Origin of the sequence: Pseudomonas sp. UBA6276 (assembly GCF_002438365.1) — a bacterium.
Taxonomy (GTDB): Bacteria; Pseudomonadota; Gammaproteobacteria; order Pseudomonadales; family Pseudomonadaceae; genus Aquipseudomonas; species Aquipseudomonas coleopterorum.
Genome location: NZ_DJUS01000109.1, coordinates 93,987 through 110,098 on the forward strand (window position 1 = coordinate 93,987; position 16,112 = coordinate 110,098).

Here is a 16,112-nt window from a genome sequence, read left to right on the forward strand (position 1 = left end):
CAGAAGCATCCTGCGCGGGTTCGGGTAGGTTGCTTAACGCGTTGGGCTGGCCACCGCTTCGACTGGTTCAATTGTATCGTTGCGAATGATGGCGCCGAACTGTTGCAGCATTTGTTGAATGTACGGGTCTTGCTGAATCGACTGCTCGGCATCGGCCTGGCGATTGGCACGCCAGCGCGCCGCGGCCTGGGCTGGCGTTTCCTGTTCCGGGCGGATCAGCTCGATGGTCAGGCTGATCGTGCGCTCGTGATACTGGTTCAGTGCATCGTTCAAGCGGCGCTGCTGGGTGCTGTTGAACAGGGCGCTGTGGGCCGGATCCAGGTGCAGCAGCCAGTCGTCACCTTCTACGGCGATCAACGTGCAGTTGGCGGCGATGCTGCCGGTCATGCCCGAGATCGGCAGTTTCGGGAACAGTTCGAGCCATTGCAGGGCCAGACCGGTGGCAGGCTGCGCGGCGGGCAGCACTTCGGGTTCGGCTTGGACCGGGGTTTCGTGAACGGTTTCGCTGGCCAGTTCGTCGAGGTAGCTGTAGGCGGCGCCATCGGTTTCGGGGGCGTAGTAGTCTTCGTCGAGCGGTGGCTCGTCGTCGCGTTCCATGCCGGCGGGGGTGTAGTCGACTGGGTCGGTGTCGTCGGCGGGCGGTGTAGCCTGGGTTTCAGGGGCATCGGGTACGGCACTGGCGGGCGTGGGGGCCGGCATGGGCGTGAGTGCAGGTTGTTCGCCAACGACGTCGAGGATCGGCTCTGGCGCCGGTGCGGCGACGGGCGTTACAGGGTCGTTCCAGGGGAGGTCGATGGGTTCTGCGGTTGCCTGATGGACCGTGGTGGATTCTTCGCGGGCAGAGCCCGCTCCCACAGGGGGTGTCGCCGGTGCGATGCGGTCGTTCTGGTGGACCGCGGGGGGTTCTTCGCGGGCAGAGCCCGCTCCCACAGGGGGTGTCGTTGGTGCGATGCGGTCGTTCTGGTGGATCGCGGGGGATTCTTCGCGGGCAGAGCCCGCTCCCACAGGTTCCGGGTCCATGGGGGCCACGCTTGGAGATTGTGGCTCCACAGGAGACGAGACTGCCACGGGTTGGGTGGAATCAACTGTGGCCTGGCTGATCCCCACTGTCTTTAGGGGTTGATCGGGCCCATCGCTGGTGCCTGCCGGGCGGAACGCGAGCATGCGCAGCAGCACCATCTCGAAGCCGCCTCGCAGCTCCGGGGCCAAGGGCAGATCGCGGCGACCGATCAGGCCCATCTGGTAATAGAACTGCACATCTTCGGCCGGCAGCGCCTGGGCCAAGGCCAGCACGCGATCGCGATCACCCTGGCCGTTGTCGACCGCTTCGGGCAGCGCCTGGGCGATGGCCACGCGGTGCAGCACGTTGAGCATCTCGGCCAGCACGCCATTCCAATCGGGCCCCTGCTCTGCCAGATGGCGCACAGCTTCAAGCAGTGCACGAGCATCGCCATCGAGCAATGCCTGCAACACGCCATACACCTGGCCATGGTCCAGTGTGCCGAGCATGGCTCGCACATCGGCTGCCAGCACCTTGCCTTCGCCGAACGCGATGGCTTGGTCGGTCAAACTCATGGCGTCCCGCATCGAGCCATCGGCGGCGCGGCCCAGCAACCACAGCGCATCGTCTTCGAACGGCACGTTCTCCACACCCAGCACATGGCTCAAGTGCTCGACCACGCGCTCTGGCGTCATGTTCTTCAGCGAGAACTGCAGGCAGCGCGAGAGGATGGTCGCCGGCAGCTTCTGCGGATCGGTGGTAGCGAGTATGAACTTGACGTAGGGCGGCGGCTCTTCAAGCGTCTTCAGCAGCGCGTTGAAGGAATGGCTGGACAGCATGTGCACTTCGTCGATCAGGTAGACCTTGAAGCGCCCGCGGCTGGGGGCGTACTGCACGTTGTCGAGCAGCTCGCGGGTGTCTTCGACCTTGGTGCGGCTGGCGGCGTCGATCTCGATCAGATCAACGAAACGGCCCTCGTCGATCTCGCGGCAGACCGAGCACTCACCACAGGGCGTGGACGTGATGCCCGTCTCGCAGTTGACGCATTTGGCGATGATCCGCGCGATGGTGGTCTTGCCCACCCCCCGGGTGCCGGTGAACAGGTAGGCGTGATGCAGCCGCTGGTTGTCCAGCGCATTGATCAATGCCTTGAGCACATGGGTCTGGCCGACCATTTCGCGGAACGAGCGCGGACGCCATTTACGTGCAAGAACCTGATAACTCATCGAAAACCGTCGCGACATGAAAGCGGAAGACCGCCAATGCTAATGGAGCAGGGCCAAAATTGCATCCGCGCCCTGCTCTATTGCTGCGTTGGCCTGTAAAAACGCGGGCGAAAGCTGGCGAAGACGATTGATCGCAGGAGACGAGGACAAGGATGGTAGTTCGAGAGGGGCATTGCGATGAACCCGTGCGACGACGAATTCGGAAATAGGTGGCAACCCTACCAGCCACACCCCGGCACACAATGTTCCCGTTGTGGCTGCTTCCTTCCGGATCTGACCAGGTTCACGGGTAATCGTTGCGGGGGGACCGGCAGGGTCACCATAACGACACTCGCTGGGTAGCGAGCGGGGGCCATTGTACCGGTCCTGACGGAAGTTACAACCCGTGACGCAAGATAAAATTTCGAGGGCCGTCAGGGACTTGGCGTGGTGCGCTTGTTGGTGATTGTGTTCGGGAGCGTTTGTTTGCGCGCAAGTGAAGCGACAGACGGCATGTGAATTGGTAACTTCGCCACATGTCTCTTGCCCGGTTGCCTGCGATGAATGTTCTGACGCCCTACCCCGACTTGTCTCCTGATCAACTGTACCAATTGATGGACATCGAGATCCTTCCTGAGCAGAAGCAGTATTCGGGCGATGTGGACATGGCGCTGTATACCCTGCTGGGCTGCATGGACGGTGAAATCCGTGGCTTCGCTTTGCTGGTGGATGAAGTGCCCAAAGCGTTTCTGTTGCTGAAACATGGGCGGTATGTACCGGAGTGGGCTGATCCGCAAGCGGTGACGTTGCATGCGCTGCAGGTGGATTGGCGGATGCAGGGTCGTGGGCTGGGTCGTGCATGTCTGGAGGGTTTGCCGGAGGCGGCGAGGGCCGCGTGGCCTGGGGTCAAGCAGCTGGAGTTGTCGGTGGATGCCGATAATGTGGCGGGTATTGGTTTGTATAAGGCGTTGGGGTGGGTGGACCGCGGTGAGGCTTATCGTGGCCGGATTGGTTTCGAGCGCAGGTTTGTGATGGAGCTTTAGTGGGACCCTTGTTGCACCTGGCATGGATCCACGCAGGAACCGGTGATTGTGGGAGCGGGCTCTGCCCGCGAAGGCGTCTGGATGGGCGATGCACAGTTTGGAAGATGTGGTGCTTGGGAGGGCGTCTTCGCGGGCAGAGCCCGCTCCCACAGGGTTAGGCTTGGACATGGAGTGGGGTCCACTCTCACAGGGGCAGGCCTGCACATAGAGTGGGGTCCACTTCCACAGAGTCAGGCCTGCATATAGAGTGGGCTCCTCCCACAGGGAGGGGCTCACGCTTGGGGGGCGGGGTTGGCGGGTTCAGACCTGCAGGACGTCATCCGCGCGGCCGCCGGCTTCCTGGACGACGACGTGGATGAAGTGCAGCTTGGCGATCACGGCCGGTGGCAGCACGAAAGGGTAGAAATCGGGCTGACCCATGGCGCGTGACAGTTCGTTGAGCATGCCGGCCAGTTCGATCCAGGCGTTGACGAACGCCAGGAATGCCGGGCCGCTGGTGTGGTCCGGGTCGTACAGGGTCGTCAGAGGGAACGGTGTGTAGTCGAGGTCCATTTCCTTGGCGCTCATACCAAAGCCCAAGGCCGTGTCGACGGCGTCCATCATGTGCAGGTAATGCGCCCAGGTTTCGGCCCAGTCTTCCCATGGATGCATGGTGGCGTAGGCGCTGACGAAGTTCTGCTGCCAGTCGGCCGGGGCACCCTGGTCATAGTGACGCTGCAGTGCATCGGCGTAGCTTTGGCTTTCATCGCCGAACAGACGGCGGTAGTCGGCAATCCAATGGGTGTCGGCGATCAGACGATCCCAGTAGTAGTGCCCTACTTCGTGTCGGAAATGTCCGAGCAGCGTGCGGTACGGTTCGCGCATCTGCACGCGGACCTTTTCCCGATGGGCGTCGTCCGCTTCCTTGATATCCAGTGTCACCAGGCCATTGGCGTGACCGGTGGTGGGTGCGTTGCCGTTCATGTCGGTGCCGATGAAGTCGAACGCCAGGCCGGTGTCTTCGTCCTCGGTCTTGGCGATCACCGGCAGGCCCAGGTTGATCAGTTGAGCGATCAGACGGCGCTTGGCGGTTTCGACCTTGCGCCAGTGTTCGGGGTTTTCCGGGACACTGAGGTCGGGGATGGTGCGGTTCAGGCTGCACGCGGTGCACAGGGCGGCGGCGCCCTTCTCTGCCGGGACTACCCAGTTGCAAGCTGCCGGCGTGTCGAGGTTGGCGCAGCGGCGGAAGAGTCCGGCGTCTGGTGCGGCGTGCAGGCGCCAGGTCCCGGCTTCGGGACCGGCATCGAGCGTGGACAACACGTTCTTTTCCGGCCAGAAACCGAGCAGTCCGTGGCAGGCCAGGCACTGGCTGTTGCGGAAGAAGATCGACTGCCCGCAGGTGCATTCCCAGACCTTGCTATGGCGGTTGTCCGGCTTGGTGAATGGGGCGGTTATTCGGGTGCTGAGTTGTTCGAAAAAACGATACATGGCGATCTCCAGTGGCCTGCCATGACTAGAGCTTGCGGCTGTGAGAAAGGTTTCATCTGCGATGTGGGTGAAGCGCGAAATGCGGATGAGAGGTTGAAATACGCCCCTGTAGCAGCGGCGCGAGCCGCGTCCGGTTGCACCACGTTTATCCTGATGCACCGTGCGCGCCGCCGACGCGGCTTGCACCGCTGCTACAGGGGCCGTGGGGGGTTGTTGACGTGGCGCGAGCCGCGTCCGGTTGCACCACGTTTATCCTGATGCACCGTGTGCGCTGCCGACGCGGCTCGCGCCGCCGCTACAGGGGGCGTGTTGTTCATTTGTGGGGGATTGAAGAAGCGGCGGGTTTTGCGTTGATTACTTGGCTTACATCGTAGGTGGGCCGACTTCGACGGGGATGTGTCATGATGTTACATACTTTGGGGCAAGGTCAGGCGCGCTGGGGTGGCAGCGCGCTATCTTGTCATGATGTTACATCTTGGTCAGGAACGTCAGGAATTGCTCTTCGTCGAGGACCTCGATGCCCAGTTCGTTGGCCTTGGCCAACTTGGAGCCGGCGCCGGGGCCGGCGACGACGGTGTGGGTTTTGGCCGAGACCGAGCCTGAAACCTTGGCGCCGAGGGCTTCGAGTTTCTGCTTGGCTTCGTCGCGGCTCATCTGTTCGAGCGAGCCGGTCAGCACCCAGGTCTGCCCTGCCAGCGGCAGGCCTTCGACGATTTTCCTTTCACTGGCCCAGTGCATGCCGAAAGCCTGCAACTGAGCTTCCACCGCCCTCGCCGTCTCGGCGTTGTGCGGTTCCTTGAAGTACTCGCGCACCGCCTCCGCCTGCCGAGCATTGAGCGCCTGGCGCAAGTCGATGCCGTCGGCAGCGATGATCTTGTCCAGGCTGCCCAGCTTGGCCACCAGTTTCTCGGCGCCGGTTGGCCCCACCGAGTTGATGTCCAGTTTGGCGATCATCCCGGCCAGCGTGGTACTGGCGGCGTACTCGGGATGCACCTCGCCCTCCTCCTGCAACTGCAGGCCGCGCTCGAGCAGTTGCTGGATCACGCTGCAGTTGTGCGGGTCTTCGAAAAAGCTGTGGATTTCAAAGGCGACTTCCAGGCCGATGTCCGGCAGGTAGGTCAACACCTGGGGCAGCGCTTCGCTGACGCGTTGAAGCGAACCCAGGGAGCGCGCCAGTACTTTAGCGGTCTCCTCACCCACATCCGGGATGCCCAGGGCATAGATGAATCGCGCCAGGGTCGGCCGTTTGCTGTTTTCGATGGCCGTGAGCAGGTTGTTGCTGGACACCTCGGCAAACCCTTCAAGCTTGACCACGTCGTCGAACTGCAGGGTGTAGAGGTCGGCTGGCGAGTTCACCAGGCCTTCGTCGACCAGTTGCTCGACGCTTTTCTCACCCAGGCCGTCGATGTCCATGGCTCGCCGCGAGACGAAATGGATGATCGCCTGCTTGAGTTGCGCACCGCAGGCCAGACGCCCGACACAGCGATAGACCGCGCCTTCGCTGACGGTCTGCTTGCCCTTGCTGCGCTTGATCAGCTGGGTGCGCTCGACGTGGGAACCGCACACCGGGCAGGTTTCCGGGACGTGCACTGGACGTGCGTTTTCCGGACGACGCTCGGTTACCACCTGCATGACTTGGGGAATCACGTCCCCCGCGCGGCGGATGATCACGGTGTCGCCGATCATCAGGCCCAGGCGAGCCACCTCGTCCATGTTGTGCAGGGTGGCATTGGCCACCGTCACGCCGGCGACCTTGACCGGCTTGAGCCGTGCTACGGGCGTAACCGCGCCGGTGCGGCCGACCTGGAATTCCACGTCGAGCAGTTCGGTAAGTTCTTCCATCGCTGGAAACTTGTGGGCAATGGCCCAGCGCGGCTCGCGGGCCCGGAAACCCAGTTCGCGTTGCGCCGCCAGGCTGTTGACCTTGAACACCACACCGTCGATTTCATAAGGCAGCTGGGTCCGCCGTGCGCCGATGTCGTGGTAGTACTCCAGGCACTGCTCGATGTTCTCGGCGACCTTGAGTTCGCGACTGATCGGCATGCCCCACTGCTTGAGCTGTTCGAGATTGCCGGTATGGGTGGTGGCGATGTCCTGGGTGACCTGGCCGATACCGTAGCAGCAGAACTCCAGGGGGCGGCTGGCAGTGATTTTCGAATCCAGCTGGCGCAGGCTGCCGGCTGCGGCGTTGCGCGGGTTGGCGAAGGTCTTGCCGCCGACTTCCATCTGGCTGGCGTTGAGCCGCTCGAACCCGGCCTTGGACATGAACACCTCGCCGCGCACTTCCAGCACCGGCGGCCAGCCGCTGCCGTGCAGCTTGAGCGGAACGTTGCGGATGGTGCGAACGTTGACGCTGATGTCTTCGCCGGTGGTGCCATCGCCGCGGGTCGCGCCGCGGACCAAGGCGCCGTCCTGGTAAAGCAGCGACACGGCCAGGCCGTCGAGCTTGGGTTCGCAGCTGTAGTGAATCGCAGCGCCGCTGCCGAAGAGGTCACCGGTGGGCAGGTCGAGGCCTTCGGTGACGCGGCGGTCGAACTCGCGCAGGTCGACTTCTTCGAAGGCGTTGCCGAGGCTGAGCATGGGGATTTCGTGGCGAACCTGGGTGAACGCGGTCAGGGCCGCATTGCCGACGCGCTGGGTGGGCGAGTCGGGGGTGATCAGGTTAGGGTGATCGGCTTCAAGGGCCTTGAGTTCGCGGAACAGACGGTCGTATTCGGCATCGGGGATGCTGGGTTCGTCAAGCACGTGGTAGCGGTAGTTGTGCTGGTCGAGTTCGGCACGTAGTTCGAGGATACGGTTGGCGTCGTTCATGATCGGTTCTCGCTTGAAGCAAAAGAGCAGCCTTGGCTGCTCTTGGGTTGAATCTGGGGGGTTGGCGGTGGGGCTTTCGCGGGCAGAGCCCGCTCCCACAGATGGGAACGCGATGTCTGTGGGAGCGCTGCGGTTTATGGCCTAGCGCTTGTGGGTCAAGGCGCGGCGTTCGAATTCGACGATGCGCTGGCGATAATGCTCGATGGTCTGCGCGGTCAATACGCTGCGCTGGTCATCCTTGAGCTCGCCGTCCAGTTCGTGGGCGAGCTTGCGGGCAGCGGCCACCATGACGTCGAAGGCCTGCTTGGGATGACGCGGGCCGGGCAGGCCGAGGAAGAAGCTCACCGCACGGGTGCTGAAGTGGTCGATGTCGTCCAGATCGAAAATACCCGGCTTGACCGCGTTGGCCATGGAAAACAGGATCTCGCCATTACCGGCCATGCTTTCGTGACGATGGAAGATGTCCATCTCGCCGAAACGCAGACCGCTCTCCAGAATGTTCTGCAGCAGCGCCGGGCCACGGAAGCCGCTTTCGCTGCGGGAAATCACGCTGATGACCAGGACTTCCTCGACAGGCGGCAGATCCTTCTCCACAGCCGGAGCACCGGTGCTGGAGAAGCCTTTGGCATCGCTGGCAAAGTCTTCGTTGCTGTCACGCGCGGCTTTCATCGGCGGCTGCGGCTTAACCGGCTTGGGCTCGCGTGGGGGTTTGGGTGGACGCGGCTCGCGAGGCTCCTTGATTTCGTCCGGCTCCACGGCCAGGTTCAAGTCGGCATGATCAGCCACGGGCTCGCGCTTGGCGCGCTTGCTGCCGCCGTCGCGTTGGGCGCTCATGGACGGCAGGTCGTGCTCGTCCAGTTGCGGCTCCTTGTGATCGTCCAGCACCCGGGGCGGACCCAGCACTTCGGCGCCGGTGTCTTCGTCGGGCAGGTTGGAAAGGTTGCGATCCAGACGAAACTTGAGTTTGCCCTTGCCACCGCGCATCCGGCGCCAGCCATCGAAAAGAATACCGGCAATGACAATGATGCCGATGACGATCAGCCACTCGCGCAGACCGATTTCCATGTAATCCCGTGCCTCTAATAAAAATGCTGAAAAATAAAGGGCTTGAACCCTCTTTAAGACGTGGCGCCAACTCTATGTTCTGACAGGCGTTTTCTCCACGCGTAAATACGATGCGGTAAAACTAGCACGACCAGAAACAACTTTACACCGTCTGTCGCACATGGCTCGATTTTAACGTCGGTTTGAGGGTTTTTCAGGCCTCGACCATGGCCAGAGCCTCCTCAACATCCACCGCCACCAGACGCGAACAGCCCGGTTCATGCATGGTCACCCCCATCAATTGATCGGCCATTTCCATGGCGATCTTGTTGTGGGTGATATAGATGAATTGCACCGTCTGCGACATCTCTTTCACCAACCGCGCGTAACGACCTACGTTGGCGTCATCCAACGGTGCATCGACTTCGTCGAGCATGCAGAACGGCGCCGGATTCAATTTGAAGATGGCGAAAACCAGGGCCAGTGCGGTCAGGGCTTTCTCTCCACCGGAGAGCAAATGAATGGTGCTGTTCTTCTTGCCGGGCGGACGCGCCATGATCGTTACCCCTGTATCGAGTAAATCTTCGCCCGTCAGTTCCAGATAAGCACTGCCGCCACCGAAAACTTTTGGAAAAAGAGCCTGCAAACCGGCGTTGATCTGGTCGAAAGTGTCCTTGAAACGGCTGCGGGTTTCCTTGTCGATTTTGCGGATGACGTTTTCCAACGTGTCCAGCGCTTCGGCCAGGTCGGCATCCTGGGCGTCGAGGTAGCGTTTGCGCTCGGATTGCTGCTGGTACTCGTCGATGGCGGCCAGATTGATTGCGCCCAGGCGCTGGATGCGGCCATCGATGCGCTGCAGTTCTTCCTCGGCTTCCTGTTCGCTGGTCAGCACGTCGAGAGTGGCGAGCACACCGTGCAGGTCGTAGCCGTCGGCGTGCAGTTGTTCCTGCAGGGTCTTGCGGCGCACGCTCAGCCCTTGCCATTCCAGGCGGTGCTGTTCCAGCTGGCCGCGCAACAGCTGGCTCTGCTGCTCGGCCTGGGTACGGCGTTTCTCAACCTCGCGCAGGTCACGATCGGCGTCGTCCAGGGCCAGTCGCGCGTGGCGCATTTCATCGTCCACGGCCATGCGTTGTTCGAGCAAACCTTCCAGGCTCAGGCGCAGCTCTTCGAGGGGCGCTTCGCCCTCCTCCAGGCCCAAAGTCAGTTGTTCACGCTTTTCAGTCAGGCGTTCGGCCTGCAGTTGCAGGCGCTCCAGTGCCTGGCGCGTGGAATCGTGCTGGGCGCGCAGCGAGCCCAGGCGGACCGCCAACTGGTGAGCCCGATCCTTGTGCTGACGCGCGTCCTGGCGAATGCGCTCCAGGCCCTCGCGCAGCTCGTCGCGCTGCGCCATCAGTTGCTCACGGTGTTCGGTGTCGCTGGCCATGGCGTCAAGCGCGTCCTGCAACTGCAAGCGCGATTCGCCGACCTGCTCGTGCTCCAACGCGCGCTGCTCGGACAACTCACTCAATTCTTCGTCGAGCCGGCGGCGGCGCAGCGACAGTTGCTCGGCCTTGGCCCGGCTGGCCGACAGCTTGGCCTTGAGCTCGCCCTGCTGGCGGTTTTCATCCTGGATGCGGCGGCGCAGCTGTTCGCGCAGTTGTTCCTGGGCTTGCTGATTCTCGCGGCAGGTGAGCAATTGTTCCTGCCAGTGCGCCAGGGTTGCCTCGCGGGTCTGCATGTCCGCCTGAAGGGCTTGCAACTCTTGCCCGCGGGCCAGGACGCCGCGACTGGCGTCGTTGCCACGGCTGACCCGCAGGAAATGCCGTCCCAGCCAGTAGCCGTCCTGGCTGACCAAGCTCTCGCCTTCGGCCAACTGGCTGCGCAAGGCCAGTGCAGTGTCGAGGTCAGCGACGCCGCGCACTCCGGCCAGCCAAGGGCTGAGGTCGACATCGCTGTGGACCTTGTGCAGCAGGCTGTCTGCCGAGGCTGGAGCCCCCTTGGCAGGGCTGACCAAACGCAGCTCGCCCTGATCGAAGCCGGCCAGGTCCAGCCCCGCCAGATCATCGACCAGCACCGCTTGCAAGTCGGCGCCCAGAACGGTTTCCACGGCCAGTTCCCAACCCGCATCGACCCGCAGGCCTTCGGCCAGACGGGGATGCTGGGCGAGGCCCTGGTGGTCCAGCCACTGCGCGGTTCCCGTGCCCGGGTCCAGTGCGGCCTGCTGCAGCGCTTCCAGGGAGGCCAGGCGGCCGTTGAGTCGCTGCAACTCGCCCTGAGCCTGCTGTTGGGCCTGGGTGGCCTCTTGCAGTTGCTGACGGGTGGTTTGCAACTGCTCGGCTTGCTGCTGCTCCTGCGCGGTCCACTCTTCGATGAGCATTTCGCTGCTGGCCAGTTGTTCGTCCAGCTCGAGGATGGCGGCATCCTCAGGATCGGCCGCCAGCAGTTCGCGCTCTTCGCTGTGGCGCCGCTGCCGCTCGGCCAGGCGCTGCATCGACTGTTCCAGCTGGGCAATGCGCGCCTGCTGGACTTCGGCCTGGCGCCGCGGCTCGGCGGAGCGTGTGTTGAACCGATCCCACTGTTCCTGCCAGCCGTGCATGCGGGTCTCCGCTTCTTCCAGGGCTGCGGCGGCCTCCTCGGCGGCTTCAGTACTGATGGCCTGTTCAGGCTCAAGCATTTCCAGCTCCTCGCCCAAGGTCGCCAGCAGTGTGCGGTCGTGGCCCAGGTGCGATTCGGTTTCCAGGCGCGCGCGTTCGGCTTCCTTGAAGTCGTCCTGCAATTGCCTCAGGCGCTGCTGGCCGTGCTGGATGTTCTGCTCGACCCGGGCGATGTCGCCGCCTACCGAATAGAAGCGTCCTTGCACCGTATTGAACCGCTCGGACAGCTCGTGATGACCATCGCGCAGGCGCTCGATGCTGGCATCGGCGTTGCGCTGCTCGGCGACCAGGGCCTCGAAGGCCACTTCCTGATCGGCGATGACCGCTTCGCGCTGGCCGACCTGCTCGTTCAAAGTCTGCCAGCGTAAGGCCGACAGCTGCGCCTTGAGCTGGCGCTCCTCGGCCTTGTACTGCTGGTATTTTTCCGCGGCCTGGGCCTGGCGGTGCAGGCGTTCGAGCTGGCGTTCCAGCTCCTCGCGCAAGTCGGTCAGGCGCGCCAGGTTCTCGTGGGTACGACGGATGCGGCTCTCGGTTTCACGACGGCGCTCCTTGTACTTGGAGATGCCCGCGGCCTCTTCGATGAAATTGCGCAGGTCTTCGGGCTTGGCCTCGATGAGCTTGGAGATCATGCCCTGCTCGATGATCGAGTAGCTGCGCGGGCCCAGGCCGGTGCCGAGGAAGATGTCGGTGATGTCGCGCCGACGGCACTTGGTGCCGTTCAGGTAATAGGTGTTCTGGCTCTCGCGGGTGACCTTGCGGCGGATCGAGATTTCCGCATAGGCGGCGTACTCGCCGACCAGGGTGCTGTCACTGTTGTCGAACACCAGTTCGATGCTGGCCTGGCTGACCGGCTTGCGGCTGGTGGAGCCGTTGAAGATGACGTCGGTCATCGACTCGCCGCGCAGGTTCTTCGCCGAGCTTTCGCCCATGACCCAGCGCACCGCATCGATGATGTTGGACTTGCCGCAGCCATTGGGCCCGACCACGGCGGCCATGTTGCTGGGGAAATTGACCGTGGTGGGGTCGACGAACGACTTGAACCCGGCCAGACGAATGCACTTGAGGCGCATGCTCAGCGGGCCGCCAAGGCGCTGAGCACCAGTTCGCAGCTGCGTTGGCAGTATTCGCCCAGCACCTTGCGGATGAGCGGCAGGTCGCGCGCAGACACCGCTTCGAGCAAGCGCCCGAACAAGGCCAGGTATTCGCTCATCGACGCCTTGCGTTGTTCCAGCGCCAGGTAGTAGGTGCGGTTCATGGCTGGTTGCAGGTTCTCGACGGTTTCTTGCAGGTACGGGTTGTTGGCGAAGGGATAGGCGGCGCGCATGACGTTGAAGCTGTCCTCGACGAAGGCATTGATGTCCTGGCGCTCGAAGCTGGTGTGCAGCCGCCGCTGGATGACCAGAAACGGCGCCAGGTCGGCTTCGCTCTGCCAGCGCTGGGCCACGGCCTCGCCGAGCATGATGTACATCTCGCCCATCAGGGCGCACAGGCTGCGCACCTTGTGCTCGCTGAGTTCGCTGACCTGGGCACCGCGCCGCGGCAGGATGTCGACCAGATGACGCCGTTCCAGAATCAGCAGGGCCTCGCGCACCGAGCCACGGCTGACGTTCAGCGCCTGGGTGACCTTGAGTTCCTGGATGCGCTCGGCCGGCTTGAGCTCACCGCTGATGATGCGCTCGGCCAGATGATGGGCAATTTGCTCGGCGAGGCTGTCCGGCGCCTTGAACGTCATGGTTTTCCTTCGACAATCGGTAATCGGTGATCGGCTGTCTGTGATCGCAGCATGGCGCGCAGTGTACCCCAATTGCCGGGCAAAGGCGGCAGGTTGGCACGGATGTGGCTTGGCAAAGGGCATGACTGCCGGGGCGCAGGAAACGGGCTCGCTCAACTTCCTGACCCGCAGGTCAACTAATCGTTGACCGCTCCCCGGCCGCCGCATAGATTCTGCTTGAGGCAGACCCAAGAATCAGGTGTCGTGAGGCCATCCGTGATCCAGTTCCTTTTGAATCAAACGCTGCACACCGAGCATGCCCTGGACCCGAATCTGACCGTGCTCGAGTACCTGCGCACCGATTTGGCGCGTCCGGGCACCAAAGAGGGCTGTGCCAGCGGCGATTGCGGTGCCTGCACCGTGGTGATCGGCGAGCTGGTCGAAGACCAGGGCCAATCACACATTCGTTATCGCAGCAGCAACGCCTGCCTGACGTTCGTTTCCAGCCTGCACGGCAAGCAATTGCTCAGCGTCGAGGACCTCAAGCATCAGGGTCGCCTGCACAGCGTGCAGCAGGCCATGGTCGACTGCCACGGCTCGCAGTGCGGGTTTTGCACCCCAGGCTTCGTCATGTCGCTGTTCGCCCTGCAGAAGAACCAGCCGCAGGCCAACCGCGAGCAAGCCTGCGAGGCGTTGTCCGGCAACCTCTGCCGCTGCACCGGTTACCGCCCGATTCTCGACGCCGCAGCCCAGGCCTGCGGCGGACCTGCCCTGCCCGATCAGTTCGACCGCCAGCAGGCGCAGACCGTCGCCCGGCTGAAAACCATCGCGCCGGCGCAGACCGACGAGCTCCACGGTGGCAACAACCGCTGCCTGGTGCCCTTGACCGTGGCCGATCTGGCCGAGCTGTACAGCGAGCAGCCCGAGGCGCGGCTGCTGGCCGGCGGCACCGACCTGGCACTGGAGGTGACCCAGGCGCATCGGGTCCTGCCGGTGATGATCTACGTGGGCCATGTGGCCGAGATGAAGCGCATCGAGACTTTCGACGACCGCCTGGAGATCGGCGCAGCCACGCCGCTGACCGATTGCTATCAGGCCTTGGCGAACGAGTACGCGGATTTCGGCCATCTGTTGCACCGTTTCGCCTCGTTGCAAATTCGCAACCAGGCCACCCTGGGCGGCAACATCGGCAACGCCTCGCCGATCGGCGACAGCCCGCCCCTGCTGCTGGCCCTGGGTGCGCAACTGGTATTGCGCAAGGGCGAACGTAGCCGCACCCTGCCCTTGCAGGACTACTTCATCGACTACCGGGTCACCGCCCGCGAAGACGGCGAGTTCATCGAAAAGGTCATCGTGCCCCGCGCCGACGCTCGCCGCGTGTTTCGCGCCTACAAGGTTTCGAAACGGCTGGACGATGACATTTCAGCGGTCTGCGCCGCGTTCAACCTGCTGATCGAAGACGGCTACGTTCATGATGTGCGCATCGCCTACGGCGGGATGGCGGCCATTCCCAAGCGCGCCGCCGCTTGCGAGGCCGCATTGCTCGGCAGGCCTTGGACACAGGCGAACGTTGAAACCGCTTGCGCCGCCCTGGCCGATGACTTCACACCGCTGTCGGATTTTCGCGCGAGCAAGCAGTACCGCTTGCTGACCGCGCAGAACCTGCTGCGCAAGTGCTTCATCGAATTGCAGTCGCCCCACCTCCAAACGCGGGTGATCGCCCATGTCTGAACATCAAGCGCCCGACAGCCAGGCACGTATGGCTGAACTGTTCGCCCAGGGCCTGACCACCGGCGTCGGCCGGGGCATCAAGCACGACAGCGCCGACAAGCACGTCACCGGTGAGGCGGTGTACATCGACGACCGGCTGGAATTTCCCAACCAGCTGCACGTGTACGCCCGGCTTTCCGACCGGGCCCATGCGCGCATCCTGCGCATCGACACGTCGGCCTGCTACAACATCCCCGGTGTGCGCCTGGCGATCACCCACGAGGACATTCCGGGCCTCAAGGACATCGGTCCACTGCTGCCGGGCGACCCGCTGCTGGCGATCGACAAGGTCGAGTTCGTCGGCCAGCCGGTGCTGGCCGTGGCCGCCCGCGATCTGGACAGCGCCCGCCGCGCAGCGATGGCCGCCGTGATCGAGTACGAGGACCTGCCGCCGGTGCTGGACGTGGTCCAGGCGCTGCGCCAGCAGCATTTCGTGCTCGACAGCCACACCCACCAGCGCGGTGATTCGGCTGCGGCACTGGCCAGTGCACCGCATCGCCTGCAGGGCAGCCTGCACATCGGCGGTCAGGAACATTTCTACCTGGAAACCCAGATCAGCTCGGTGATGCCCACCGAGGACGGCGGGATGATCGTCTACTGCTCGACGCAGAACCCGACCGAGGTGCAGAAACTGGTGGCCGAGGTGCTGAACGTGCCCATGAGCCAGGTGGTGGTGGACATGCGGCGCATGGGCGGCGGTTTCGGCGGCAAGGAAACCCAGGCCGCCAGCCCGGCCTGCCTGTGCGCCGTGGTCGCGCACCTGACCGGGCAGCCGACCAAGATGCGCCTGCCGCGCGTCGAAGACATGCTGATGACTGGCAAGCGCCACCCCTTCTACATCGAGTACGACGTCGGCTTCGACGACAACGGAAGGCTGCACGGGATCGATCTGGACCTGGCCGGCAACTGCGGCTATTCACCTGATCTGTCGGCGTCGATCGTCGACCGGGCGATGTTCCATGCCGACAACGCCTATTACCTGGGCGATGCCACCATCAACGGCCACCGCTGCAAGACCCACACCGCGTCCAACACGGCCTACCGCGGCTTTGGCGGCCCCCAGGGCATGGTGGCCATCGAGGAAGTGATGGACCGCATTGCGCGCCACCTGGCCCTCGACCCGCTGGCGGTGCGCAAGGCCAACTACTACGGCAAGACCGAGCGCAATGTCACCCATTACTACCAGACGGTGGAGCACAACCTGCTCGAAGAGATCACCGCCGAGCTGGAAGCCAGCTGCGACTACGAACAGCGCCGCGAGGCGATCCGCGCTTTCAACGCCGACAGCCCGGTGTTGAAGAAGGGCCTGGCGCTGACGCCGGTCAAGTTCGGCATCTCGTTCACGGCCAGTTTTCTCAACCAGGCCGGGGCGCTGATCCATATCTACACCGACGGCAGCATTCACCTGAACCACGGCGGCACCGAGAT

General features: G+C 63.4%; 9 protein-coding genes and 1 other RNA gene. 3 read left to right on the forward strand and 7 right to left on the reverse strand.

The window, feature by feature from the left end; all coding sequences use genetic code 11:
- Window positions 1-33: 33 nt before the first annotated feature.
- A complete protein-coding gene (gene dnaX, locus B2V21_RS13100; protein ID WP_286917066.1) occupies window positions 34-2,226 on the reverse strand; it encodes a DNA polymerase III subunit gamma/tau in 2,193 nt (730 codons plus the stop codon).
- 216 nt (window positions 2,227-2,442) lie between these two features.
- Window positions 2,443-2,539, reverse strand: an RNA gene (ffs, locus tag B2V21_RS13105) — signal recognition particle sRNA small type.
- Window positions 2,540-2,765: 226 nt separating this feature from the next.
- On the opposite strand from ffs, the gene B2V21_RS13110 reads away from it, so the two are divergent.
- On the forward strand, window positions 2,766-3,248 hold the full coding sequence (locus B2V21_RS13110) for a GNAT family N-acetyltransferase (RefSeq protein ID WP_286917067.1): 483 nt from the start codon (window positions 2,766-2,768) through the stop codon (window positions 3,246-3,248).
- 300 nt (window positions 3,249-3,548) lie between these two features.
- Here B2V21_RS13110 and B2V21_RS13115 read toward each other — a convergent pair whose 3' ends face one another.
- From B2V21_RS13115 to B2V21_RS13135, 5 genes are all read right to left on the reverse strand, one after another.
- The gene (locus B2V21_RS13115; protein WP_286917068.1) at window positions 3,549-4,715 is read right to left on the reverse strand and encodes a zinc-binding metallopeptidase family protein; all 1,167 of its coding nucleotides are present in this window, start codon (window positions 4,713-4,715) and stop codon (window positions 3,549-3,551) included.
- A gap of 468 nt (window positions 4,716-5,183) precedes the next feature.
- Window positions 5,184-7,526 (reverse strand): NAD-dependent DNA ligase LigA, encoded by a 2,343-nt coding sequence (gene ligA, locus B2V21_RS13120; RefSeq protein WP_286917069.1) that lies wholly within the window; start codon window positions 7,524-7,526, stop codon window positions 5,184-5,186.
- A 141-nt stretch (window positions 7,527-7,667) separates the two neighbouring features.
- Window positions 7,668-8,591, reverse strand: coding sequence for a cell division protein ZipA (gene zipA, locus B2V21_RS13125; RefSeq protein WP_286917070.1), 924 nt, complete (start codon window positions 8,589-8,591; stop codon window positions 7,668-7,670).
- Between the two features lie 193 nt (window positions 8,592-8,784).
- Complete coding sequence (smc, locus tag B2V21_RS13130) at window positions 8,785-12,273, reverse strand: chromosome segregation protein SMC (RefSeq protein WP_286917071.1); 3,489 nt, start codon at window positions 12,271-12,273, stop codon at window positions 8,785-8,787.
- 2 nt (window positions 12,274-12,275) lie between these two features.
- Window positions 12,276-12,935 (reverse strand): GntR family transcriptional regulator, encoded by a 660-nt coding sequence (locus B2V21_RS13135; RefSeq protein ID WP_090358607.1) that lies wholly within the window; start codon window positions 12,933-12,935, stop codon window positions 12,276-12,278.
- 255 nt (window positions 12,936-13,190) lie between these two features.
- Here B2V21_RS13135 and xdhA point away from each other — a divergent pair, with 255 nt between their 5' ends.
- Both xdhA and B2V21_RS13145 read left to right on the forward strand, forming a co-directional pair.
- Window positions 13,191-14,645, forward strand: a complete 1,455-nt coding sequence (xdhA, locus tag B2V21_RS13140; RefSeq protein WP_286917072.1) for a xanthine dehydrogenase small subunit — start codon at window positions 13,191-13,193, stop codon at window positions 14,643-14,645.
- Window positions 14,638-16,112, forward strand: a 1,475-nt coding sequence (locus tag B2V21_RS13145; protein ID WP_286917073.1) for a molybdopterin cofactor-binding domain-containing protein, incomplete at its 3' end; no start/stop codon positions are given. The genes xdhA and B2V21_RS13145, both read left to right, overlap by 8 nt.

What these genes read in the sequence shown, in the direction of transcription:
- zipA (WP_286917070.1), bottom strand. Translation starts at nt 8,591, where the DNA reads ATGGAAATCGGTCTGCGCGAGTGGCTGATCGTCATCGGCATCATTGTC.
- B2V21_RS13110 (WP_286917067.1), top strand. Translation starts at nt 2,766, where the DNA reads ATGAATGTTCTGACGCCCTACCCCGACTTGTCTCCTGATCAACTGTAC.
- ligA (WP_286917069.1), bottom strand. Translation starts at nt 7,526, where the DNA reads ATGAACGACGCCAACCGTATCCTCGAACTACGTGCCGAACTCGACCAG.
- smc (WP_286917071.1), bottom strand. Translation starts at nt 12,273, where the DNA reads ATGCGCCTCAAGTGCATTCGTCTGGCCGGGTTCAAGTCGTTCGTCGAC.
- B2V21_RS13115 (WP_286917068.1), bottom strand. Translation starts at nt 4,715, where the DNA reads ATGTATCGTTTTTTCGAACAACTCAGCACCCGAATAACCGCCCCATTC.
- B2V21_RS13135 (WP_090358607.1), bottom strand. Translation starts at nt 12,935, where the DNA reads ATGACGTTCAAGGCGCCGGACAGCCTCGCCGAGCAAATTGCCCATCAT.
- dnaX (WP_286917066.1), bottom strand. Translation starts at nt 2,226, where the DNA reads ATGAGTTATCAGGTTCTTGCACGTAAATGGCGTCCGCGCTCGTTCCGC.